At 62.4% G+C, this 22,850-nt stretch carries 19 protein-coding genes; 13 read left to right on the top strand and 6 right to left on the bottom strand.

From position 1 onward, the window contains the following. The first annotated feature begins 3 nt into the window (after positions 1-3). Positions 4-2,223, top strand: coding sequence for a TonB-dependent receptor (locus FAX90_RS15900; RefSeq protein ID WP_144098408.1), 2,220 nt, complete (start codon positions 4-6; stop codon positions 2,221-2,223). A 151-nt stretch (positions 2,224-2,374) separates the two neighbouring features. Here the strand turns inward: FAX90_RS15900 and FAX90_RS15895 are convergent, their stop codons facing one another. Further along, on the bottom strand, positions 2,375-4,711 hold the full coding sequence (locus tag FAX90_RS15895) for a TonB-dependent receptor (RefSeq protein ID WP_170235014.1): 2,337 nt from the start codon (positions 4,709-4,711) through the stop codon (positions 2,375-2,377). 327 nt (positions 4,712-5,038) lie between these two features. Between FAX90_RS15895 and gloA the strand changes: the two genes are divergently transcribed. From gloA to FAX90_RS15870, 5 genes are all read left to right on the top strand, one after another. Beyond that, positions 5,039-5,578, top strand: coding sequence for a lactoylglutathione lyase (gloA, locus tag FAX90_RS15890; RefSeq protein ID WP_144098406.1), 540 nt, complete (start codon positions 5,039-5,041; stop codon positions 5,576-5,578). Positions 5,579-5,613: 35 nt separating this feature from the next. Further along, positions 5,614-6,069, top strand: a complete 456-nt coding sequence (locus FAX90_RS15885; protein ID WP_144098405.1) for a cupin domain-containing protein — start codon at positions 5,614-5,616, stop codon at positions 6,067-6,069. After that, on the top strand, positions 6,041-7,744 hold the full coding sequence (gene dld / locus FAX90_RS15880; RefSeq protein WP_205700710.1) for a D-lactate dehydrogenase: 1,704 nt from the start codon (positions 6,041-6,043) through the stop codon (positions 7,742-7,744). Before FAX90_RS15885 ends, dld begins: the two co-directional genes overlap by 29 nt. Before the next feature lie 101 nt (positions 7,745-7,845). Beyond that, positions 7,846-8,805 (top strand): helix-turn-helix domain-containing protein, encoded by a 960-nt coding sequence (locus FAX90_RS15875; protein WP_144098403.1) that lies wholly within the window; start codon positions 7,846-7,848, stop codon positions 8,803-8,805. A gap of 124 nt (positions 8,806-8,929) precedes the next feature. Then, the gene (locus FAX90_RS15870) at positions 8,930-11,170 is read left to right on the top strand and encodes a TonB-dependent receptor (RefSeq protein ID WP_144098402.1); all 2,241 of its coding nucleotides are present in this window, start codon (positions 8,930-8,932) and stop codon (positions 11,168-11,170) included. A gap of 82 nt (positions 11,171-11,252) precedes the next feature. On the opposite strand, the gene FAX90_RS15865 is transcribed toward FAX90_RS15870, so the two are convergent. The 4 genes from FAX90_RS15865 to FAX90_RS15850 all read right to left on the bottom strand — a co-directional run bounded on the left by FAX90_RS15865 (position 11,253) and on the right by FAX90_RS15850 (position 14,744). Then, the gene (locus FAX90_RS15865; RefSeq protein ID WP_144098401.1) at positions 11,253-12,101 is read right to left on the bottom strand and encodes a class III extradiol dioxygenase subunit beta; all 849 of its coding nucleotides are present in this window, start codon (positions 12,099-12,101) and stop codon (positions 11,253-11,255) included. Further along, positions 12,101-12,520: a protocatechuate 4,5-dioxygenase subunit alpha gene (ligA, locus tag FAX90_RS15860; protein ID WP_144098400.1), complete on the bottom strand. Its 420-nt coding sequence runs from the start codon at positions 12,518-12,520 to the stop codon at positions 12,101-12,103. The genes FAX90_RS15865 and ligA overlap by 1 nt, the downstream gene beginning before the upstream one ends. Before the next feature lie 77 nt (positions 12,521-12,597). Further along, the gene (gene desA / locus FAX90_RS15855; protein ID WP_144098399.1) at positions 12,598-13,995 is read right to left on the bottom strand and encodes a syringate O-demethylase; all 1,398 of its coding nucleotides are present in this window, start codon (positions 13,993-13,995) and stop codon (positions 12,598-12,600) included. Positions 13,996-14,030: 35 nt separating this feature from the next. Continuing rightward, positions 14,031-14,744, bottom strand: coding sequence for an alpha/beta fold hydrolase (locus tag FAX90_RS15850; protein ID WP_144098398.1), 714 nt, complete (start codon positions 14,742-14,744; stop codon positions 14,031-14,033). Positions 14,745-14,859: 115 nt separating this feature from the next. Here FAX90_RS15850 and FAX90_RS15845 point away from each other — a divergent pair, with 115 nt between their 5' ends. From FAX90_RS15845 to FAX90_RS15815, 7 genes are read left to right on the top strand one after another with little or no spacing between them, the layout of a single operon-like run. Further along, positions 14,860-15,729 (top strand): methylenetetrahydrofolate reductase, encoded by an 870-nt coding sequence (locus tag FAX90_RS15845; protein WP_144098397.1) that lies wholly within the window; start codon positions 14,860-14,862, stop codon positions 15,727-15,729. A 44-nt stretch (positions 15,730-15,773) separates the two neighbouring features. Beyond that, positions 15,774-16,619, top strand: coding sequence for a formyltetrahydrofolate deformylase (gene purU, locus FAX90_RS15840; protein WP_144098396.1), 846 nt, complete (start codon positions 15,774-15,776; stop codon positions 16,617-16,619). Between the two features lie 7 nt (positions 16,620-16,626). Beyond that, positions 16,627-17,514 carry a bifunctional 5,10-methylenetetrahydrofolate dehydrogenase/5,10-methenyltetrahydrofolate cyclohydrolase gene (locus FAX90_RS15835; protein WP_144098395.1) on the top strand — a complete coding sequence of 296 codons (888 nt, stop codon included), beginning with the start codon at positions 16,627-16,629 and terminating at the stop codon, positions 17,512-17,514. Beyond that, positions 17,507-17,914, top strand: a complete 408-nt coding sequence (locus tag FAX90_RS15830; protein ID WP_240704948.1) for a dihydroneopterin aldolase — start codon at positions 17,507-17,509, stop codon at positions 17,912-17,914. The genes FAX90_RS15835 and FAX90_RS15830 overlap by 8 nt, the downstream gene beginning before the upstream one ends. Further along, positions 17,911-19,041: a cobalamin-independent methionine synthase II family protein gene (locus FAX90_RS15825; RefSeq protein WP_144098394.1), complete on the top strand. Its 1,131-nt coding sequence runs from the start codon at positions 17,911-17,913 to the stop codon at positions 19,039-19,041. The genes FAX90_RS15830 and FAX90_RS15825 overlap by 4 nt, the downstream gene beginning before the upstream one ends. Then, positions 19,038-19,427: a nuclear transport factor 2 family protein gene (locus FAX90_RS15820; protein WP_144098393.1), complete on the top strand. Its 390-nt coding sequence runs from the start codon at positions 19,038-19,040 to the stop codon at positions 19,425-19,427. Before FAX90_RS15825 ends, FAX90_RS15820 begins: the two co-directional genes overlap by 4 nt. 4 nt (positions 19,428-19,431) lie before the next feature. Further along, on the top strand, positions 19,432-20,181 hold the full coding sequence (locus FAX90_RS15815; protein WP_144098392.1) for an IclR family transcriptional regulator: 750 nt from the start codon (positions 19,432-19,434) through the stop codon (positions 20,179-20,181). A 106-nt stretch (positions 20,182-20,287) separates the two neighbouring features. Here the strand turns inward: FAX90_RS15815 and FAX90_RS15810 are convergent, their stop codons facing one another. Continuing rightward, the gene (locus FAX90_RS15810) at positions 20,288-22,645 is read right to left on the bottom strand and encodes a TonB-dependent receptor (RefSeq protein ID WP_144098444.1); all 2,358 of its coding nucleotides are present in this window, start codon (positions 22,643-22,645) and stop codon (positions 20,288-20,290) included. Positions 22,646-22,850 lie beyond the last annotated feature (205 nt).

Below are 22,850 nucleotides of genomic sequence, written 5' to 3'. Positions count from 1 at the left end.
GGGATGAAAACGACTTTATTCGGGGCCGTGGCCCTGTCCGCCCTGATGATAGGGCAGCCTGCCTTTGCCGCTGCGGCACAGGACGGCGTTCCGACCAATGATGGCGCGTCTTCGAACGGGGCATCTTCGGAGGGCCTTGGGGCCATCGTCGTAACGGCACAGCGCCGTACCGAGAACCTGCAGGACGTCGCCATCGCGGCCACCGCGCTCGACGCCAGTGCCCTTGATGACAAGGGCATCATGACGATCGAGGATCTACAGACCGCCACGCCGTCGCTGTCGGTCACGAATTCGGGCATTACCCAGTCGATCAATATTCGCGGCATCGGCATCGCCAGCAATTCGCCCAACGTCACCGCGGGCGTCGCCACTTATGTCGACGGCCTGTTCCAGCCGCCGATCGTTCAGGCCAACAGCTTCTACGACCTTGCCAGTGTCGAAGTCCTGCGCGGACCGCAGGGCACGCTTGTCGGCAGCAACTCGACCGGCGGTGCGATTTTCATCAATTCGCAAAGCCCGACGTTTGACCGCGTGAAGGGCTATGCCCAGGCCAGCGTCGGAAACTTCGATGCCCGCGGCGTCGAGGGCGCGCTGAACGTGCCGGTCTCTCAGGATTTTGCGGTGCGCGCGGCGGGTTTCTACGCACGCCACGACAGCTATTACAACGATGTCGGTCCGTTCGATAACGATGCGGGCAAGCTTGACGAATGGGGCGGCAGGCTGGGCCTGAAGTGGGAACCGGGTTCGTTCCAGGCGCTCGCCAAGTTGCAGCTCAACGACCGGAAGACCGGCGGCTATGCCAACCGGCCCATCGCCGGGACGCAGTTCGGCGACTACCGCGTTGGCGACATCTACACGCTGAGCTACGACACGCCCACGAAGCTGCGCGAGCGGGCCTTGATCGCCAGCCTCGAACTGAAGCAGGAATTCGACAGCGGCATCGTGCTGCGCTCGCTCTCGGGCTATCAGTACAAGCGGATCAACGCGCTTACCGATGTCGATGCCTCGCAGGCACCGGTGCAGGTCGGCGGCGACATCAGCGAAGACTACTTCGCCGGGGAAAAGCAGTATTCTCAGGAATTCAACCTGATTTCGCCTACCGAAGGCCGCTTCGACTGGATCCTGGGTGCCTATTTCCAGCGCAACGACATCGACGTACGCATCCTCGACACGCAGGCCGGGTTCCCGACCTATATCGACCCTGTGAACAAGCGCACGACCACCGGTATCTTTGCGCAGGGCAATTACGAGATCACGCCCGACCTCGAATTCCAGCTCGGTGCGCGCTACTCGCACTACTCGGCATCGGGCAGCGGGCAAGTCGTGATCGGCGACGGTATCCCTGGCTTCCCGCCGGGCGGCATACCGGTTGCGGATCTTTCGGGCAGCCACAAGGACGGACTCGTCACCGGCAAGGTCGCGCTCAACTGGACCGTGTCGCCTGACAACCTGCTCTACGTATTCGCCGCGCGCGGGTACAAGCCGGGCGGGTTCAATTCAGAAACGTCGGAGTTCGACCCCGAAGTCGTCTGGAACTACGAGGCCGGCTGGAAGTCGACCTTGCTTGACGGGCACCTGCGGACCCAGATCAATGCGTTCTACAACGATTACAAGAACTTCCAGTTCGCAATCGTCGAACCATCGACCGGGTTTACCGGCGTGCAGAATATCGCGAAGGCAACGATCAAGGGTATCGAGGCGCAGGCACAGGGCCGGTTTGGCGGCCTGACGTTCGATGCCGGTGTTTCATACGTGGATTCGAACCTGGCCGGGCTGACTTTCGTCAATACGCGGGCGATTCCGCAAGGGACGCTTGGCCCGCAATGCCCGGTCGGCACGCCGTCCACGCCGCCGATCTGCTTCGATTACACCCCGGCGATCATCACCACGACGGGCGGGCCCAACCTCTATTCGCCCAAGTGGACATACAACCTTGGCGCGGCTTACGAGTTCTATCTGACCGACGCGATGACGCTGACGCCCCGCGTCAACTATTCGCATCAAAGCTCGCGCTTTACCTACCTGGCCTATTCGCCGGATTCCGACGTCATCGGCGCCCATGGATTGCTTTCGGCCAAGCTGACCCTCAGCAAGGACGACTGGTTCATCGAGGCCTATGGCAGCAACCTCGATAACAAGCGTTATATCGCCGGACAGACCGACTACACCGAATTTTACGGTGCACCGCGCGAATATGGCGTGCGGGTCGGGATGACCTTCTGATCGTCCGGGAGTCGTGAAAAAAATGGCATGAGCCGATGTCCACTTCGGCTCATGCCATTCCGGCGCATCACTTCCGCTCAAACCTGTGACGCCGCCGATGACGGCCTCCATTCCGATGCCAGGTTGAGGGTGCCTGGCACGGGGAGAGCCCTTAGAACCGCGCGATCGCGGATACGGTGATCAGCCGGGGCTGACCCAGTGTGCCGATCACGACGTCGCGCGGCGCGCCGGGAACGGCATCGCCGGGCCAGATCGACCCATCGGAGTAGTAGCCCTTGTCGAAGATGTTTTCGACGTTGAGGCGCAGTGTGTAACGCTCGCTCTCCACACCGATCGAGAAGTTCACCAGTTCATAGCCCGGATGCTTGGCGGTGTTTTCCTGGTTGAACCAGTACGGCCCCTTGCCGAGCAGTTCTGCCGAGCCGACCAGATCCCAAGTGTTGCTGATCGGCGCGTCGACATTGGCCGAAACGCTGAAGCTGTAATCCGAAATCCACGGCGGGGTCTTTCCGCTGACGTCGCTGGGCTGGCTGTTGACGTCGTTGACCAGGCTGCCGTCGCCGAATTCCGCCCAGACGCGGCCGAACCCGGCGTTCAGCGTCAGCCAGTCGTTGGCGCGGAAGTTCGCATCCGCCTCTACGCCATACTGCGTCGAACTGCCCGCATTCAGGATGTTTTCGACAACGCCGCCAATGGCGATCTGTTGTTGCAGTTCGAATTGCCGGTCGCTGTAATCGATGTAGTAGACCGCCGCGTTGAGGCTGAGCCGGCGGTCGAACGCCATCGTCTTGAAGCCCAGTTCGTAGTTGTCGACCGTTTCCTTGAAATAGGGGTTCAGAAGCGGGGTGCCGGCCGAATCGTAGAGGTTGAAGCCGCCCGGTTCGAAACCCTTGGCGTAGTTGGCATAGAGATGCGTGCCGCTCGGCATGAAGTACGAGACAGAGGCCTTGGGCAGCACTTCGGTCCCGCCTTGCTTCAGGTAGGGTACTCCGGTCGCATAAAGCTCGGCATTGCGGTCAAGCGTGTCCGAGCTCCAGTCGTCGATGCGCAGGCCCAGCCCCAGTTCGATCGCCCCGAGCTTGAGCGTCGTGGTGCCGAATGCGGCCCAGTGCTTCTTTTCGCGGTAGCGGTTTTCGAAGGGGAAGGGCACGCGCACCGTGGTCTCTTCTTCGAACGTCGGGGCGAAGACCGGGTCGCCGACGACGCCGTCGAGGATGTTGAGCGTATTGGACGGCGGGATCACCGCGGACAGGACGTCGGTCGTGCCGTAGAAGTTGGCGTAGCTCGACCAGTCGTTCTGCCAGACGCTGCGATAGCCGCCGATGATCCATTCGAAGTTGCTGTCGTTGTCCGACGTCAGGCGCACTTCATGGGTGTAGACCTTGGTCCATTCCGGTCGCACCAGGTCGAACCCGACTTCGCCCGATACGTCGAGGTCGGTCGTGTCCTTGCGCTTGGCATCGGTGTACGATGTCAGGTAGGTCGCTTCCACGCCGCCCAGGTCCCAGTTGACTTCGCCGCTGACACCGAAGGTCTTGCGCACCAGCCGCCCGGCGAAAGTCAGGTCGCGTTCGGGCGAATAGGTCAGGTTGCCCGGATCGTCGGCACGCCAGTTGTTGTTGCCGCCGTCCAGCTTGTTGTAGCGCGCGGTCAGGTAGATTTCGGCATCGGGCGACAGTTCGAACAGGGCCGAACCGCGCACGCCCCATTCCTCGCGCTCGTTGGGATGCTTGCGCCAGATTTCGGCCGAGTTCCCGGAATCGGGTACATATTCGGTGCCCGGCCCGACGAGGGGCAGCGGCCAGAGCGGTCCGTCCGCAAGGTTGGAACGACCGTTGAGGCGGGTGGGATCGCGGTCGAAAACGAAACCGTCGTCTTCGTTGCGATACCCGAACAGACGCAATGCGCCGATGCCGCCGATCGGCACGTTCACCGAACCGGACACGTTGATGAGGTTCTGCTCGCCCGCACGGATCTTGCCGTACCCTTCGAACGTGTCGAGTTCGGGCCGCTTGGTCACGAACTTGATGGCACCGCCGATATTGGAGCCGCCGTAAAGCGTGCCCTGCGGTCCTTTCAGCACTTCGAGCCGCTCGATCTCGCCAAATTCGGCCGAGGCGTCGGTGAAGATCTGCACGCCGTCGATGAAGAAGCCGACACCCAGCGTGTTGCCGAACGAGCCGACGCCGCGGATCGTGACGTTGGGGTTGCCGTCGGCGCGGGTGCTCATGTTGAGGTTGGTGACGCGCAGGCCGACGTCGTCGATGTTGTTGATTTCGTTCTGCTCAAGCGTTGCAGCCGTGATGACCGCGATGGATTCGGGGATTTCCTGCGTCGATTCCGCACGCTTGCGCGCCGTCACCACGATGGTGTTTTCCGAACGATCCTTCTTTGCCTTGGCGTCGTTGTCGTTCTGCACCTCGCTCTCGGTTTCCTGGGCCTGTGCCTGGGCCGGAACCAGCAGGGCAAAGGCGGAAACCCCCGCCAAGATAGCGCCTTGCCATTTGCAGAATTTTTTATTGCCAAGATTCTTTGGTGATCCCGTTATTTTCATCGCATCCTCCCAAGATACCGATTTGTCCGGATGCTTATTTATATAGGTCAAGTTGTGGTGGCGACTTTATCAGTGCAATCGGACGCGCCGGAATCTGCAACAGGCACATCTGGCGCCGCGCCGGCGTGGCGCGTGACTTGCCCATTTGCGCAAGTGAACGCAGGTCTGTGCAGGAATTGGCGTGCCCGCGTCCGCCGATCCCGCTAATGTCGAAGCCATCAGCAGCCAGCCCGACGCTGCTGCGGGGAGACGAATACACTCATGACGCAATTGCCGGACCAGCGCCCCGAAGGCGATCCCGACGCGCCTGAAGAGACGCGCGATTTCGTTTTCAACCAGACCATGATCCGCGTGAAGGATCCGGGCCGGTCGCTACGGTTCTATCAACACGTCCTGGGTATGACGCTGATCAAGGAAATCCCTTTTCCGGACATGGGTTTTACCCTTTATTTTCTAGGCTATGTGCGGGACGGCGACGATCTTCCCAGTGATGCCGACGGCCGCCTGAAATATGCCTTTGGCAAGCCCGCGATGCTGGAGTTGACGCACAACCACGGCACCGAGGACGAGGAAGGAGAGCCTTATCACGATGGCAATTCGGACCCGCGCGGCTTCGGCCACATCGGCCTTGCCGTGCCCGACGTCGAGGCCGCCTGCGCGCGGTTTGAAAAGCTGGGCGTGGAGTTCGTCAAGCGCCCGAATGACGGGAAGATGAAGGGTTTGGCGTTCATCAAGGATCCGGACGGGTACTGGATCGAAATCCTCAATCCCGCAAACAGCGCGCTGATCTGCGGGTCGTAGATTTACCAAATAATTTGAAGGGATGGGATAGAAAAATGAAGAATAGATATTCACCGATCGAAGGTCGCGCCGTAGAGCTGGACGACGTTGACTGGGTTCCCTTTCCCGACGCGCTGAGCGCGGGGGGAATCCGCTGGAAACTGTTGAACGTCGCGCCCGAACTGGGGTCGTGGGCGGCGATCTTCGATTGCCCGGCAGGCTCTTCGTTCAATAGCCATCACCATATCGGCCCGGGCGAATACCTGCTGACCAAGGGTCGCATGGAAGTGCGCGGCGGCAAGGACGACGGCGGCGAAACCGTCAACGCGCCTGCCTATGGGTACGAAGCGACGAGCGCGTTCCACGGCAAGACCTATTTTCCGGTCGACAGCGAATTCTACATGACCTTCCTAGGTCCGCTGCAGTTCGTGGACGAATCCGGCGGCAAGACGCATGCCCTGGTGACCTGGGACGTGGTGCAGCATGCCTGGGATGGAGCGCAAGCTGCCTGACGAATTGCCAGATGGGTTGCTGGCCGAACTGAAGACCATTGTCGGGCGGCGTTACGTGCTGGGCCATCGGGCCCGCAGCAGTCGGTTCAACACGGGTTACCGGGTCGGCGGCGGCGATCTTGCCGCCGTCGTCCGGCCCGGCACGCTGGTCGAACTGTGGCGGGCGGCAAAAGCCTGTACCGCGCGCGGCACGATCCTGATCGTGCAGGCCGCGAACACGTCGCTGACGGGCGGATCGACCCCATTTGGGGAGTATGACCGGCCGGTCGTGCTGATTTCCACGACCCGGATCGAGGGCGTCATTCCGATTTCCGGAGGGCATGAGGCGATCTGCCTTGCGGGCAGCACGCTGACGCAGCTTGAAAAGGCGATCCGCCCGCTGGGCCGCATGCCGCATTCGGTCATCGGATCGTCGTGCATCGGCGCGTCGGTCGTGGGCGGCATCTGCAACAATTCGGGTGGTGCGTTGGTGCGACGCGGCCCGGCCTATACCGCGCAAAGCCTTTATGCGCGCATCGATGCGCAGGGCGAGCTGGAACTGGTCAACCGTCTTGGACGCGACCTTGGCAATTCGCCGGAAGAAATCCTGTCCGCGCTCGATTCCGGAGATACGGGGCAAGACACCTCGCGCGCCGAATTTGGCGATCCGCCCCCCGATTATGCCGAACACCTACGCGAACCGGCCGCCACGCCCGCACGCTACAATGCCGATGCGCAAAGGTTGCAAGAGGCATCGGGCTGTGCGGGCAAGCTAATCGTCTTTGCCGTAAGGGTTCCGACGTTCCCGGCACCGAAGCAGGAAAGAAGCTTTATAGTCGGGTCCAATTCGCGGGACCACCTGGCCGTGCTGCGCCGGGCCATGCTGGACGGCCTGCATCCGCTGCCGTCGGTTTGCGAATACATGCATCGCAGCGCGAGCGACCTGGCCGCAAGCCACGGGCGGGACATCTGCATGACACTGTCGCTGTTCGGGCCGTCGGCCATGCCGCGGTTGCTGGAAGTGCAAAAGCGGGTCGATACCGCAGGCCGCCGGATCGGGTTGGGAGAGCATCTTGCAGGTCGCGTATCGCAAAAGATTTCGCAGGCGGGTGGTCACCTGCTGCCCAGACCGATCAGGCGCTTCGTCGATGCGTTCGAACACGTCCTGCTGGTGACGGCCGACGACGACGGGATCGAGAGGTTGCGCGATCTTCTGGAAACGGCATGCCGCAACCCCGGCATGGAATTCCTGGCGATGACGGAAGACGAAGCCGGCGCGGCTTTCCGGCTGCGGTTCGCCAGTGCCGGGGCGACCGTGCGGCTACGCGACATGGCGGGCAACTCGGAGCTGGCAGCGCTCGACATCGCCTTGCCGCGCAACGCGCTCGACTGGTTCCTCGATCTTCCGCCCGAACTGGAACGGCAAGTGCTGGACCGGGCCATTTACGGCCACTTCCTGTGCTACGTTTTCCATCTCGACTACGTCTTGAAGCCGGGCTTCGCGCGCGAGGATTTCGAACGCGGCATGAAGGAACTGGTCGAAGAGAGGGGCGGGCGCATGCCGGCGGAGCATAACTTCGGCCATCTCTACAAGGCACCCGACCACGTCGCGCAGTTCTACCGGAAGCTCGACCCCACAAATTCGCTCAACCCCGGCATCGGCCGCACATCCCGGAAAAAGGCGTGGGCCCAGTGATTTCGTCAGCACCGACGATCGGAGTTGGATACCGTAGCAATTTGACATAAGTTACATTCATCAAAGAGCCGCAAAGAACGGCATTGATAGGGAGAGACACGATGAAAGGCTCGATCGACCAGGTAAGTTGGTCCACATGCGATTTCCCTTCGCGGGAACGTTACGATGCCTGGGTCGACGCACTGAACCAGACTTATGGAAGCTGGACCGCCGATTTTCCGAACGTTACCGATTTCGGTGCCCGTGTCCGGGGCAGCAGGCTGCCCGGACTGTCGCTGGTCGAATGCCAGTGCGATCCTTGCGGCGCGACCCGCAGCCGCGCCGATATCTCCGCGATCGAGAGTGAGCAGCTGACGATCCAGCTCGTGCTGTCGGGCAAGGAGTACATGAAGCTGGGCAACCAGGAAGCGATGCTGTCGCGCGGTGACGTGTTCGTCTGGGACAACACGCAGCCCATGCAGTTTTCCGTGATCGAGCCGCTGCACAAGATGTCGCTCGTCGTACCGCTCGATCGGCTCAAGAACTGGGTGCCGAGCGGCTGGCGCGATCTGCCTCGTCACCTGAAAAGCGGCGAACCCAATGCCGCGCTTCTGGGCAATTACGTGCGCTCGCTGACCGAAATCGACTTCAGCAAGAACCCCATGCGATACAATGCCCTGATCGAGGCGGCGATCGCCATTCTGGTCGCACCCATCGCCCAGCGCGAGAGCGATCAGAGCCACCGGCTGGCGCAGCTGGAAACCGTCAAGGCCAAGATAGAGCCGATGCTGCGCGATCCCGACCTCGACCTCGAGATGATCGCCGCTCGCAACTGCATTTCGCTGCGGTATCTCCACTGGCTGTTCGAAGGCGGCGACACCACCCCGTGGCGCTATGTCGTCCAGAAACGGCTCGAAGGGTGCATGCGCGACCTGCAGAACCCTGAACAACGGCACCGCAGCGTGACCGACATCGCGTTTTCGTGGGGCTTTTCGAATTCCGCGCATTTCGGCCGCAAGCTGAAGGCCGCCTACGGCCTTTCGCCCACCGAACTGCGCCGCGCCGCTTACAGCGTGAACTGAGCGCGCGGCGGCAATCGCAGGCGTTACATTAATCGACCAACTCGCTTGCACTCACCGTCGCGTGGAACGCGGCCCAATCTGCGACGGTGAACCCCGAAAAACATAGTTTCGAGGGGAGAAGTCGATGTCGAAGGTATGCACGAACAGGCGAAGACCGCTTCATGCCGGGACCGCGCTTGCGGGGCTGCTGGCCGTAGTTGCCCTGCCCGAGGTCGGTCTGGCGCAGGACCGCGAGGAAGAAGAGCTTCAGGACTTTGCGCCGGGCATGATCGTCGTGACGGCGCGCAAGCGGGCTGAAACCACGCTGGAAGTGCCGGAAAGCGTCGCCGCCTTTGGCGCAGAAACGCTGGAACGTGCCAACATCGAGGATATCGACGACGTCGGTCTGGCCGTTCCCAACCTGCAGTTGAGCACGCGCGCCGACGGTTTTCCCAACGTGACCGTGCGCGGCCTTGGCGGGTTCGGCAACACGCAGGGCGTAGGCTTCTATCTCGACGACGTGCAATTGTTCGGCGATGCGTCCTCCCGCTTCGGCGATCTTGAGCGGATCGAGGTGCTGAAAGGTCCGCAGGGTATCCTTTACGGCGGATCGAACATCGGCGGTGCCGTGAAGTTCGTGAGTGCAAGGCCCGAACCCGGCCTGTTCGAAGGGCGGGTGGCGGCCAAGGCCGGGACCGACAACTATTTCGACGGTGAGCTGGAGCTTAACCTGCCGCTTGGCGACAACTGGGCTTTCAAGATCTTCGGCTTTGCGGAAACGGACGACGGCTATCTCATCAATCCTCGCACGCCGCGCGAAAATGGCCAGCGTGCCGATGCCGGCAAGGATATCGGCCACCGCGAACAATATGGCGTGCGCGGCGCGCTTTACGGTGAGCTGGCGGGCGGGACCGAGATTTACCTGACGGCGCGCTACAACGATTATGATGGCCCCAACAACGCCTGGGTCCGCGAGACGGATACCGACTTCGGATATTCGCGGCTGATCGATCTCAGCTACAACCCGCGCAACGAGCGTGAGACGTTCGGGCTGACCGGGCATCTGGATGTCCCGCTGGGCAACTTGAGCCTGCAATCGATCACGTCCTACACCGACACGTCGTCGCGCCGCGAAACCGATCTCGATATCCAGAACGAATTCGTGCTCGACCTCGTCCGGCCCGAAGAATTCCAGGCTTTCACGCAAGAACTGCGCCTGTCGTCCGACGATGCCGGTCCGTTCGTCTGGCAGTTGGGCGCATACTACCTGGACCTGAAGCGCGATCTCGATTCCACGCTGCTGATCCGGGAGGCCTTCTGCTATCTCGATCCGGGCACTTGCGATCCGCTCAGCCAGGACGATGACGTTCTTCTGGCCGAAGTTCCCTTCGAAATCAGCCGCCGCGACCGCGAGCAGATGGCCGCCTTCGTCAACGCGTCATATTCCTTCGGCCAGTTCGAATTGAGCGGCGGGCTGCGCGTCGACAATACGAAGACCGGCCGCGACAATCTCGACACCGGTTTTTCGGGCAAGAACGAGGAAACGGTCGTGCTGGGCCGGGCGTCGATCGCATGGCAGGACCCGGCCGAAACGACGCTGCTTTACGCGACATTCTCGCAAGGGTTCGAACCGGCCGATTTCTCGCTTTCGAACCTTACGGGCGCGAACGCGCTGCTGGGCTACGGCAAGGAAACGGCGGACCAGATCGAGATCGGATATAAAGGACGCCTGCTCGACAACTCGCTGTTCCTGACCATTGCCGCGTTCTACATCGATTACAAGGATCGCCAGTTCGAATTGCAGGCGGCAGACCCGGAAACGGGCGGCTTTGTCGAAGGCGTGGTCAACGTCGGGGATTCGACCCAGATGGGCATCGAATTCGACCTGACCTGGCAATTGACCGACAACCTGACCCTGTCGGGCGGGGCCGGTTACATCGATGCCGAATGGGACGACGGGACGATTTCGCCGACATCGGGGCGCGACTTGTCCGGCGTGCAGCCGCCCAACGTCGCGAAGTGGAGCGGCAGTGCCGCGCTAGAGTATGAAGGCGACCTGGGATCGAACGAGTTCTTCGTGCGCGGACAGGCGCGTTACAAGGGCAAGAGTTCGACCAATGCGCAGTTTTTCGACGTGCCGGGCGATGATTATCCGGTCTTCGAAAACCCGTCCTACTTCGTGGTCGATCTCGCCACGGGTATCGATTTCGGCGGGTTGAACGTCGGCGCGCGGGTCGAGAACCTGTTCGACAAGCGTTACTTCAACGACTTGCAGGAATTCCCTAACTTTGCAGGCGGCCTCAATCCCGGCGAACCGGGGCAGATCATCATCGGCACGCTGGGCCAGACGCGGCGCTTTATCGCGTCGGTCGGGTTCGAGTTCTGACCGCCGAACGGACCACATGAAAAGAGCGCCTTGCACGAGGGTTCGTGCAAGGCGCTCTTCATAAAACCGTATCGGCGACGTGTTAGCCGGCTGGTTTCGGTTCCAGCACGAGGTGGCCGATGGCCGTGTTGGAACAGGGGATGTGGTAATGCCGGTGCAGGCACCGCGTCTTTTTGCCAAGCGCGCCGCGCATGATCAGCCACATGACCATCTCGATGCCTTCGGTGCCGGTCTCACGGATATATTCGATATGCTCGATCCAGCGGGCCTCGTCGGTATCGCCGATCAGCAGGTCCATGAATTTGTTGTCCCACTCCCGGTTCAGCAGGCCGGCGCGCGGGCCTTGCAGCTGGTGGCTCATCCCGCCGGTACCCCAGATCTGGACGTTGAGGTCTTCGGGGAAGCTTTCCACCGCGCGGCCGATCGCCTCGCCCAGTGCCCAGCAGCGATTGCCCGAAGGGACGGGGTAGGTCACGACGTTGACGGCCAACGGGATCACCCTGGCCGGCCACTCGTCGGGCGTTCCAAACATCATCGAAAGCGGCACGGTCAATCCGTGGTCCACTTCCATCTCGTTGATGATCGTCATGTCGAATTCGTCGAGGATCAGGCTCTGCGCGATATGCCAGGCAAGGTCGGGATGCCCTTCCACGTCGGGCACGGGGCGGGGACCGAACCCTTCATCGGCGGATTTGTAGCTTTCGCCGCAGCCGATCGCGAAAGTCGGCACGATCTTCATGTCGAAGGCAGAGGCGTGGTCGTTGTAGACCAGGATGACGACGTCGGGCTTTTCCTGCTTTTCGAAATCCTTCGTCCATTCGTAACCGGCGAAGATCGGGCCGAAATAGTCGTCGCCCGTCTTGCCCTGGTCGACCGCCATGCCCAGCAAGGGCACGTGGCTGGATGCGATGCCTGCGGTGATGCGTGCCATCAGTATTTTCCCTTGATCGAGCGGACACCTTCGGGCGAACGCCCGCCTGCGGCCATCATCGCCTTGTAGTCCTCGAAATTGTGCTCGGTCATGCTCGACACGGCCTCGGCAAAGGACAGGCCATCCGTCGAGATGATCTTGGAAAGGAAATAGATGTTCCCGCCCATGTCGAGCAGCGCGTTGTAATCGCGGTCGAGGATCGCCTGCCGGGCTTCTTCCGACAGGTTCCATTCTTCGAGGTAGGCGCGTTCGTCAGCCTTGAAGCGTTCGCGGTTCTCCGGCTTCATCAGGCTCATCGCGCACTGGTTGATGTGGTATCCCTTGCGAGCGCGGGCGGCGGTGAAGACCCTTGTACCGGGCACGTCTTCGAACTGTTCGAGATACGCGTGAATGTCGGTAATGCGTTTTCGTTCAGTCATGACCGCTCCTTTCGCAGGTTTGAGAGACGCAAAAGGCGCGCGGCACCGGGCCGCGCGCCTTTCGGTCAGTTCAGAGCTCAGCTCTTGGAGCGCCAGCCGTCAGCATAGCTATCGCGCGCCACTTCCGAATAGGGCGTCGGGGAAACGATCGCCTTGATCTCGGTCTGGACGTGCGGTTCGACGGTGGGCTTCGACGTGCCGCCATCGGGCTCGCCCCACAGCAGGGTCACTTCGGTGCCCGGCTCGGCCACGCTCTCGTCGACAATGGCCAGCGCCAGGAAACGGCCCGCGTTCACGGTATAGCCGATCCAGGTCGAGATACCGACGGTCTTGCCGTCCTTCAGCACCGCGTCATAGGGGTGCATGGCATAGACCGCGCTCGGGAATTCGAGGAACTTCGCCTTGTCGCCGGTCTGCAGCATCGAGCTCATCACGCGCACGATGTCCGCGTTGTCGAGAGCCAGCGTCACCTTGCGGCGCTTGGGCTGCTTGTCCAGCTTCTCAAGCGCTTCGCGGCCGATGAAGTCGTGGTCGAACTTGACCATGATGCCATAGCCCAGGTCCCACGGCGTGAGGTAGTAGTCCTCGATGTTGTCGGACACGAACGACCCGCCGAGCGAGCACATGCCGGGGTAGGACTTGCCCTTCATCCATTCGCGGAAGCCCTTGGTGCCTTCGCCGGTGTAGACGGCGGGCAGGGGCGAGGGGATCCAGCCCGATTCCAGCGTGTTCGACGAATAAGTGCGGCCGCCGACCAGCGTGAGGCCATCGTCCTTGCCGGCCTCGACCAAGGCCGAGTGGACCGCGTCGTAGTCCTTCCAGGGGCCGAACAGTTCGTAGCCCGGCTGACCGGCCATGCCGTGGCGCAGGGCGCGCACTTCGACGCCGTTGATCATGATCGGGGCCATGCGGAAGAACTTCAGGTCAGGCGGGGTCTGGCCCATCGCCTTTTCCAGGATCTTCATGGCGTTGGGGCCCTGAAGCTGGAAGCGATAGTTGCGGCGATAGCCCTTTTCCGCTTCGGGACGGGCGGCGGTGCGTTCGTCACGTTCGACCTGGACGTCCCACTTGCCGGTGGCGGCGTGGTATTCGACCCATTCGATCGAGGGCGCACGACCGACCAGTTCGAACTTGTTCTCTTCAAGGTAGAACAGGATCACGTCGCCGATGACATAGCCTTCGGGGGTGACGGGGGCGAACTGCTTGGCCTGGTTGGGCTTGAAGTTCTTGAAGCTGTTGGGGGCAAGATAGGCCAGCATCTCGAACGCGTCGGGACCGGTCACCAGCAGGTCGACCATGTGGTACGACTGGTTGAAGAGCACGGCGGTTTCGGCCCATGCGCGCTGTTCGTCGCGCCAGTTGGAAAATTCGCCGGGGACGCCGGGATAGACGTTGGGGCCAACCTGCTGGTTGCGCAGGAATTCGACCGTGTTGCCAGCCTCGGCCAGCTTCTGTTCAAGCGATTGATCAGTCATTCAAACCTCTCCTAGGGAAAACGAAAATTTCAAACTCAGGTGTTCGTCACCGCCAGCCACTCTTGCAGCACAGCGTTGAATTTTTTTGGCTTTTCCGCCGGAAGCATGTGCCCTGCGCCGGGTACAATGCGCAGAACGCAATCGGGAATCGCGGCCGCGATCGCCTCGTGCTGGGCAGGGGGCGACCAGGCGTCCTGCTCGCCCGTTACCGAAAGGGCAGGGCAGGTCATTGCGGCCAGAACGTCGTCGACCGAAGGGCGGGATAGCAGCGCCTCGATCTGAGCTTCGTAAGTTTCGATACCGGCATCGAGGCACATGGCGCGCAGGTCCGCGTAAAGCGCGCTGTCCTTGCGGGCCTCCGTGCCCAGCATCGGTGGCAGCCACGCATCGATCAGCGCGCCCATACCCTCGCTGTGGCCCAGGTCGCGCAGGGCATGACGTTTGTCCGCTTCGCCCGGCTGAACCGGATGAACGCCGGTATCGGCCAGGGCAATGCCCATCACGCGGTCTGGTGCCATCCGCAGGATTTCCAGTGCCACGCGCGCGCCCATCGAATGGCCGACCAGCATGAACCGTTCGGGCAGTCGCGCCAGTGCATAGTCGGCCATGTCGGCCATGCGCCGTGCGCCGCCGTAGAACCCGTCCACCACCTGCGCACCGACAGCGATCTGCCCGGCGAACATGCGCGAATCGCACATCAGGCCGGGCAGGATCGCAACGGGTGCGAGGGCAATAAACTTCGTATCCATGAATATTTCATCTATACGAAGTAGACTCGATCCGCTAGAGGAAAAATCACCAGGGGCCGCGCGATCGGGCGCAGGCCGCCGACGCCAGCCCGACGGGCGGCCATGGAGAGAGCGAATGTCGAAGCCGGAGATTCACCCGAACTGGAGCCGCCCTGCCGAAGTGATGACGGACGGCTTTTCGATCGAGATCACGGCCAAGGACGTCGAATCCCTGCGCGAAGCCGCACCCGGCATTCCCGGCGACCATCCCGTCGCGATCACGTTTCTTCCCGGTGAGGATTTCGCCGCCCGGATCGCCGCGACCAAGGCCGTGCGCGAACTCGGCTTTGAGCCGATGCCGCACTTCTCCGCCCGCCGGATCGCGTCGGTGCAGGAATTCGAGGACTATCTGAACGCCGTTGTCGAACAGGCGGGCGTCAAGCGTTGCTTCGTGATCGCGGGCGATCCGTCCGAAGCCGAAGGGCCGTTCGACGACAGTTCCTCCCTCATCGCCAGCGGCGCGTTCGAGCGCGCGGGCATTAAGGCCATCGGCATCGGCGGGCATCCCGAAGGCCATCCGAACATGACCGAGGCACAGTGCTGGCAGGTGCTGAAGGACAAGTGCGCGATGATCGAGGCGCGCGGCATGGCCCCGCTTATCGTCACGCAGTTCGCCTTCGATGCAGAGCGCGTGCTGGACTGGCTGCTGGAACTGCGCCGCCGCGGCATTTCCGATCCGGTCAGGCTTGGCGTGCCCGGCCCGGCAGGGATAAAGACGCTCATGCGCTTTGCCGCGCGCTGCGGGGTAGGGGCATCGGCGTCGGTTCTGTCCAAGTACGGCATTTCCATCGGCAAGCTGATCGGCACTGCCGGGCCGGACAAGCTGGTCGATGCCATTGCCAACGGGCTCACGCCGGAGCATGGCCCGGTCCGCCTGCATTTCTACCCCTTTGGCGGCGTGCCCAAGACCGTTGCCTGGATAAACGAATACGCCGCTGCCCACTGATCGGATCGGCACGAAAGACAAGAACAAGTCAGGAGAATGACCTCGTGAGCCTGTGTATCCTTACCCTGCAATGCGACGACCGCCGCGGTCTCGTGTCCGATGTCGCCGGATTCCTCGCCGCGCAGGGCTGCAACATCGTCGATGCGCAGCAGTACAACGATCAGGACAACGACCGCTTCTTCATGCGCGTGGAGTTCGAGGCCGAGGACGATACCCAGGTGCGCGACGCCTTTGCCCGTCAGCCTGTCGCGGCCGATGCGCAGTGGGAACTGCGCCGCAAGGATCGCCCGCGCAAGGTGCTGCTGATGGTCAGCAAGTTCGACCACTGCCTTGGCGACCTGCTTTACCGCAACCGCATCGGCGAACTGGACATGGACGTGGTCGGCATCGTGTCGAACCACCCGCAAAGCGCGCTGAAAATCTCGATGGTTGGCGACGTGCGCTATCACCACCTGCCGATCACGAAAGACACGAAGCCCCAGCAGGAAGCGCAGATCAAGCAGATCGTCGACGAAACCGGCGCCGAACTGGTGGTGCTGGCCCGTTACATGCAAATCCTGTCGGACGACATGGCCCGGTTCCTGTCGGGCCGGTGCATCAATATCCACCACTCGTTCCTGCCCGGTTTCAAGGGCGCGAAGCCCTATCACCAGGCGCACGAACGCGGGGTGAAGATGATCGGCGCGACGGCGCACTACGTGACCGCCGATCTCGACGAAGGGCCGATCATCCATCAGGACGTGGAGGCGATCAGCCATGCCGACACGCCCGACGACCTGGTTCGCAAGGGCCGCGATATCGAACGCCGCGTGCTGGCGACCGCGGTGCGCCACCATCTCGACGGCCGCGTCTTCCTGAACGGTGCGCGCACGGTCGTCTTCAAGGCATAGCGCGATCATGGCGACGGCACCCGAAACCCAGGCGGTCACGCTGATCGACGGCAAGGCGATTGCCGCCCGGCTGCTGGAAACGACCCGCGCCGAGGTGGAGGCCATCGTCGCCGCCCATGGCACGGCACCGGGCCTTGCTGTCGTCCTCGTCGGCAACGATCCGGCGAGCGAGGTCTATGTCGGGCGCAAGATCGCGCAGTGCCGCAAGGCCGGTATCCGCTCTATCGAAAAACGCCTGCCCGCCGATACGGACGAGGGCACTCTGCTCGCTCTGATCGACGAGATGAACGCCGATGACGCCATCGACGGCATCCTGATCCAGCTGCCCCTGCCGCGCGGGATCGACGCGTCGCTGGTGCTGGACCGGATCAGCCCGGCCAAGGACGTCGACGGGTTCCACCCCGTGAATGTTGGGCGCTTGTCATCGGGCACGGGCGGGCTGGTGCCGTGTACGCCGCTGGGCATCATGATGCTGCTCGATACCGTGATCAGCGATTATCGCGGTCTCAACGTCGTGGTGATCGGCAAATCGAACATCGTGGGCAAGCCGGTCTCGATGCTCCTGCTGGAGCGGGAAGCGACGGTTACCGTCACGCATATCGAAACGCGCAACCTGCCCGATATCGCGCGCCAGGCCGATGTGATCGTCGCTGCCGCGGGGGCACCGCATCTGGTGCGCGGATACTGGGTAAAGCCGGGGGCCGTGGTGATCGACGTGGGGATCACCCGCGTGACCGATGCCGATGGCACGACGCGCCTTCTTGGCGACTGTGCGACGCACGAATTGTCCCATGCCGCCGCCGTCACGCCGGTGCCGGGCGGGGTGGGGCCGATGACGATCGCCTGCCTTCTGTCCAACACCGTGCGGGCCGCCCGGATCGCGCGCGATGCTTGATACGATGCGCCCCGAACCCGGCCAGGCTGCCGCGAAAGTTTCCTGCCGGACCCGCGTGCGGGTGAAGGACCTGCCGCTTCTGGCCGATATCGGCATCAACCCCGACGAGATCGGCCGCCGCCAGCCATTGGTCATCACGGTCGAGCTCGAACTGGACGGTGCGCCCATCGACGGCATCGGCGACACCGTCGATTATCGCCGCATCGCCTCTGCGGCCGAGGAACTGGCACTTGTCCATATTCCCCTGATCGAAACTTTCGCGCAGGAACTGGGCCGTCGCTGTCTGGCCATGGCAGGTGTGATCCATGCCCGCGTGGCCATCGACAAGCCGTTCGCGATCACGCGCGGCATGGCCGGGGTAGAGGTGGAAATGACAAGAGAGAGCGAGGCCTCGACATGACCCATATCAAGACCACGCACGTCGGATCGATGCCGCGCGGCGAGGAACTGACCCCGCTGCTCCTGGCCCGCGATGCGGGCAAGCCCTACGACGCAGAGGAATTCGACCGCGTCGTCGGCAAGGCGGTGGAAGAGGTCGTGGCCCTTCAGAAGCGTTGCGGCGTCGACGTGATGAGCGACGGCGAGCTCGGCAAGGTCGGCTATTCGACCTACATGATCGAGCGCCTCTCCGGCTTTGGCGGACATACCGACCGCAAGCCTGCCGCCGACCTGGCCGAAGTGCCCGGCCTTGCGAAGAAGCTTTCGGCGATCATGGGCAGCCAGGAATTCGTCCGCGCATCGTGCATCGGTCCGGTGGAACTGGTGACGCTGCAGCCGCTGCACGACGATATCCGCCGCTTCCGCTCCGCGCTGGACAAGAACGGCGATGGGGCCGAGGCTTTCCTCAATGCAGCGTCGCCGGGCCTTATCACCGCGTTCCAGGTGAACCGCCACTATCCCGATCACGAAACCTATCTCGCCGCGCTGGTCGATGCCATGCGTGAGGAATACGAGACGATCGTCGATGCGGGCTTCCTGCTGCAGCTTGACTGCCCCGACCTCGCGATGAGCCGGCACACCGGCTATCAGGACATGAGCGAGGCCGAGTTCGTCAAGGTGGCCGAAGCGAATGTCGAGGCGCTGAACGCGGCCACCGCGAATATCCCGCCCGAAAAGATGCGCATGCACGTCTGCTGGGGCAATTACGAAGGGCCGCACGATCACGACATCGCGCTGCAAAAGATCATCGGCACGGTGCTGAAGGCCCGTCCCGCCACCGTCCTGTTCGAGGCGGCGAACCCGCGCCATGAACACGAATGGACGGTCTGGCGCGACGCCTCGATCCCCGATGACAAGGTGCTGGCCCCCGGCGTGATCGACACCTGTTCAAACTATGTCGAGCATCCCGAACTCATCGCCCAGCGGATCGAAAGGTTCGCGGGCATCGTCGGGGCCGACCGCGTCGTTGCCAGCACCGATTGCGGCTTCGGCACGTTCGCCGGATACGGCAAGATCGATCCGCTGGTGACCGAAAAGAAGCTGAAGGCCCTGCGCCAGGGTGCCGACATTGCGGGCGACCGTCTGTGACTGAGGCTGAACGCATCGCGATCGAACATGCCTGTGCCAGGCTGGTCGCGCTCTATGCCAACCTCAATGACGAGGCGCGCTGGGACGATGTCGCCTCGCTTTACGCGCCCGACGGTTCGATGACCCGCCCGACCGCGCCGGACGAACCCATCGTCGGGCGCGAGGCGATTGCGGCCGCGTTCAAGGCGCGCCCGGCCCGCAAGACGCGGCATATCTGCAGCAACGTCGTGATCGACGCGCTTTCGCCGACAGAGGCGAAAGGCGTGAGCGCGATGGCCCTGTTCACCCCCGATGCGCCGCCCAAGCTGGGCTCGTTCCACGACGACTTCGTGTTGATGGACGGGCGCTGGCTCTTTGCACGGCGGCGGGGTTCGCTTAGCTTCTGACCAGATGGCAAGCACGTCGCCAAACCCGGTCAAATCCGCACTGCGCACGCTGGACGTGATCGAATTCGTCGTGGCGTTCGGCCATGGCGCGGCGGCAAAGGATATTGCCAGCGGCCTTGGCATCCCGGTTTCCAGCTTGTCCTACCTGCTCGCCACGTTGAGCGAGCGGGGTTACTTGCAACGCGACGGCAGACGCTATTTCCCCGGCCCCAGCCTTGAGCGCCTGCGCACGCCCAATGCGCGCCTGTCGATCGAGGATCGCGTCGCCCCGATCGTGCGCGCGATCACCGCGCAGATCGACGAGACGACCTCGTTCATGGTGCTTGATGGGTGGGAGGCGCGCATCGTGTCGACCGTCGCCAGCGCGCAGGCGCTGCGCTATGCGATAGATCCGGGAGAACGCAAGCCGCTGCACACGCTGGCGGGCGGCAAGGCGATCCTCTGCTTGCTGGGAGAGCGCGAAATCGCGGCCTACCTGGCAGAGACCGAGGGCGAGCGCGAACAGGTGACCGACAAGACGATCGTAGATGCCGATGCGCTGGCCCGCGATATCGCGCTCTCGCAGGAGAGGGGCTTTACCCTTGCGATAGAGGAAAGCACGCCCGGCATTTGTTCGATAGGGCGCGGGGTGCGCTTGCCCAACGGGCAGATCGGTGCGTTCGGCGTCGCGGTGCCAACCATCCGCTATAACGACGCCCTGCTCGAACAGGCGCGGGTCGCCCTCGTGCGGGCTTGCGAGGCGCTCGAGAGCTGAGTTCCTTCAGCCGCGTTTGCGACCGGCTCGCATATCCGCAGATCAGACATGAAAAAGGGGCCGCGACTTTTCAGCCGCGGCCCCCTTTTTTTCACGTTAGCCGAACTCAGTAATCGAAGCGGACCGACAGGCCGATCTTGCGAACCGAATTGAGGCCGAAACGCTGATTGTAGGTCAGCACACCATCGTTGTTCTCACCGGAATCGGTGCTGATATTCACCGGCACGAATTCGTTGGTGCAATTGTTGCAGAACAGGCTGGCCCTGATCCCTTGGGCAAGTTCCGCGCCGAAGCTGACGCCGAAGATGTCGACCGGGCCGACTTGCGCGCCGGGGATGGCGTTGATCTGATAATTGATGCCGGAGCGGTGATACCAGTTGCCCTCGATGAACGGCACGATGTCACCGCCCACAGGGAACTTGTAGATCGCCTGCATGGTCGTCGTCAGGTGGGGCGACAGCGGCAGGTCGTTACCCCCGGCATCGAACGTGCCGTCGACCGCGCAGGATGCATCGGGCTGACCCAGATAGCACTGCGCGCCGGCAAAGCTGTCGAACTTCGCATCGAGGAACGTTGCCGAACCGTTGATGGTCAAGCCTTCGACCGGCCGTGCGGACAGGCTGACTTCGGCACCCTGCGTGGTGACCTTGGCAGCGTTCTGGACGACGTAGGTCAAGAGATCCTGGTTGAAGGACTGGACCTGGAAGTCGTCGAACTTCGTACGGAATGCCGAAACGTTGAACGTCACCGCGTCGTTGAACAGCGTGGTCTTCACGCCGACTTCGAAGGCGTCGGACGTTTCGGGATCGATCGGACGAACCGCGGGGATTCCATCAGGACCGGCAATGGCCGACGTGTTGAAACCCGGACCCTTGTAGCCACGACCGTAGAAGCCGTAGATCATGATGTCGGGGGTCGGTTCGTACTGTCCGCCGACCTTCCAGCTGAAGTTCGTGTTGCTGGTCTCGCCCGTGAAGACACCGGGAAGAACGCCAAGGCCGATGAACGACTTGATCTGTCCCTGATCGACCGAAAGCTCCACCTCGTCGCGGGTCACGCGTGCGCCAGCAAACACTTCGAAAGTGTCCGACAGTTCATAGGTCAGCTGGCCGAAGCCTGCATAGCTGGTGGCATCCTGCGTCGCGAAATAGGAACGGCCCAGGAAGAAGTCGTTGCTGCGCGAACAGTTGGGCGGTCCGCCGGGCGCAGCCGTCGCGCCCACGCAGAACGGGAAGCGGGGCAGGAGAAAGCCCGGAAGGCCCGCGTTGCCGAACAGGGCATTGCTGGTGTCGAGCTTCGATTCGAAATAATAGACCCCGGCCTGACCCGTCAGCGGCCCGTCACCGGGAAGCGAAATACGCAGTTCGTTCGAGAACTGGTCGTAATGGGTGTCGGAATAATTGGTGTTCACTTCAGGCGCGGGAACGCCATCGACATCCAGGTTCTGTTGATTGTCGAAATAGCGCCATGCAAAGGTGTTCGAAATCTCGAAACCCGAAGCGAATTCGTAGCTGAGCACGGCCTGCGCCCCGCCAACGTCGGAATCGAGGTAGTAACCGCCGTCGGCCGCATTCAGGAAGTTTTCGTCCGAGGGCGTGACACCGGCGTCCAGAACCATCTGTTCGCGCGGGCTGCCATCGCCGAATTCACGGAAAGTCGTGTTGAAGCGGTTGAGCCCGGTCCGGATCCGGTTGTAATCGCCGATCAGGTAAAGCGAAAATCCGCCATCGGTTTCGTAGAGGTACTTCGCCTTCAGCTGAACATGCTGATCCGAATCGTAATTCTTGCGCGGTGCATCGACGAACGGGATCGTGCCGCCCTGCTGGGTGGCGACCTGCGTTACCGGCGACGACTGATCGGCGTAAAGCACGTTCAGCCTGAGCGCCGAATTGGCCGAGACCGGGATGTTCACGACCTGCTTGGCGATAACGGCAGGGGCATCGCGATCGGCGCCGGGCGTCGCGCGGTTGGCGAATTCGAGTTCGGTGCTGCCCGAGAAATAGCCGATTTCCGGCTTTGCCGTCACGATGTTGAGCAGGCCAGCCGACGCGTTCTTGCCGAACAGCAGCCCTTGCGGACCGTTCAGCACTTCGACGCGCTCCACATCGTAGAGCAGCGGAATGCCAAGGTCCGGGCGGCCCAGGTTCACGTCGTCGAGAGCGAGTGCGACGCTGGTGTCGATCGTGTTGGCGAAGGCAAGTGTGCCGACGCCGCGGACCGCAAAGTTGTTATCCGCGCCGACCTGAAGGCTGGGGGCGGCAACGGCAAGGCCGCCGAGATCGTTGATCTGGCGCGATTCAAGGCTGTCGGCCGTGACCGCCGTGAGGCTGACCGGCACGTCCTGCAGGTTCTGTGCCCGGCGCTGGGCGGTGACGATGATGATGCCTTCCGAAACGGCTTCGTCGTCTGCCTGTCCTTGCGTGTCCTGGGCGTAGGCTGGGCTTGTGGCGGCACTCGCGGCCATCAAGGCCACGAAAAGCGCCCGGCGCGAAGCCGGTTGCGCGGATAGTTTCTTTGTCAAAAGATTCCCTCTCATTACAACGTACGCGCAGGACTGTTGTCTGACCGCATTCGTGCAAGTGGCCTTACCGGAGTCATCTGCACGACTAAAATTGATTATACTGATGGCAATCCATCAGTGTCATATATGATAAGGGTGTCGGGGGTCT

Source organism: Croceicoccus sediminis, from assembly GCF_007570835.1.
Classification (GTDB): Bacteria; Pseudomonadota; Alphaproteobacteria; order Sphingomonadales; family Sphingomonadaceae; genus Croceicoccus; species Croceicoccus sediminis.
The sequence above is the reverse complement of the archived record's forward strand: the minus strand, read 5'-3'. Positions and strand labels throughout refer to the sequence as shown.

Excerpts from the sequence above, each read along its gene's own strand:
- FAX90_RS15900 (WP_144098408.1), top strand. The coding sequence starts at position 4 with ATGAAAACGACTTTATTCGGGGCCGTGGCCCTGTCCGCCCTGATGATA.
- desA (WP_144098399.1), bottom strand. The coding sequence starts at position 13,995 with ATGACTGATCAATCGCTTGAACAGAAGCTGGCCGAGGCTGGCAACACG.
- FAX90_RS15810 (WP_144098444.1), bottom strand. The coding sequence starts at position 22,645 with ATGGCCGCGAGTGCCGCCACAAGCCCAGCCTACGCCCAGGACACGCAA.
- dld (WP_205700710.1), top strand. The coding sequence starts at position 6,041 with ATGCCTGGGATGGAGCGCAAGCTGCCTGACGAATTGCCAGATGGGTTG.
- FAX90_RS15865 (WP_144098401.1), bottom strand. The coding sequence starts at position 12,101 with ATGGCACGCATCACCGCAGGCATCGCATCCAGCCACGTGCCCTTGCTG.
- FAX90_RS15835 (WP_144098395.1), top strand. The coding sequence starts at position 16,627 with ATGGCGACGGCACCCGAAACCCAGGCGGTCACGCTGATCGACGGCAAG.
- FAX90_RS15850 (WP_144098398.1), bottom strand. The coding sequence starts at position 14,744 with ATGGATACGAAGTTTATTGCCCTCGCACCCGTTGCGATCCTGCCCGGC.
- FAX90_RS15870 (WP_144098402.1), top strand. The coding sequence starts at position 8,930 with ATGTCGAAGGTATGCACGAACAGGCGAAGACCGCTTCATGCCGGGACC.
- FAX90_RS15885 (WP_144098405.1), top strand. The coding sequence starts at position 5,614 with ATGAAGAATAGATATTCACCGATCGAAGGTCGCGCCGTAGAGCTGGAC.
- gloA (WP_144098406.1), top strand. The coding sequence starts at position 5,039 with ATGACGCAATTGCCGGACCAGCGCCCCGAAGGCGATCCCGACGCGCCT.
- FAX90_RS15875 (WP_144098403.1), top strand. The coding sequence starts at position 7,846 with ATGAAAGGCTCGATCGACCAGGTAAGTTGGTCCACATGCGATTTCCCT.
- FAX90_RS15830 (WP_240704948.1), top strand. The coding sequence starts at position 17,507 with ATGCTTGATACGATGCGCCCCGAACCCGGCCAGGCTGCCGCGAAAGTT.
- FAX90_RS15845 (WP_144098397.1), top strand. The coding sequence starts at position 14,860 with ATGTCGAAGCCGGAGATTCACCCGAACTGGAGCCGCCCTGCCGAAGTG.
- FAX90_RS15815 (WP_144098392.1), top strand. The coding sequence starts at position 19,432 with ATGGCAAGCACGTCGCCAAACCCGGTCAAATCCGCACTGCGCACGCTG.
- FAX90_RS15825 (WP_144098394.1), top strand. The coding sequence starts at position 17,911 with ATGACCCATATCAAGACCACGCACGTCGGATCGATGCCGCGCGGCGAG.
- ligA (WP_144098400.1), bottom strand. The coding sequence starts at position 12,520 with ATGACTGAACGAAAACGCATTACCGACATTCACGCGTATCTCGAACAG.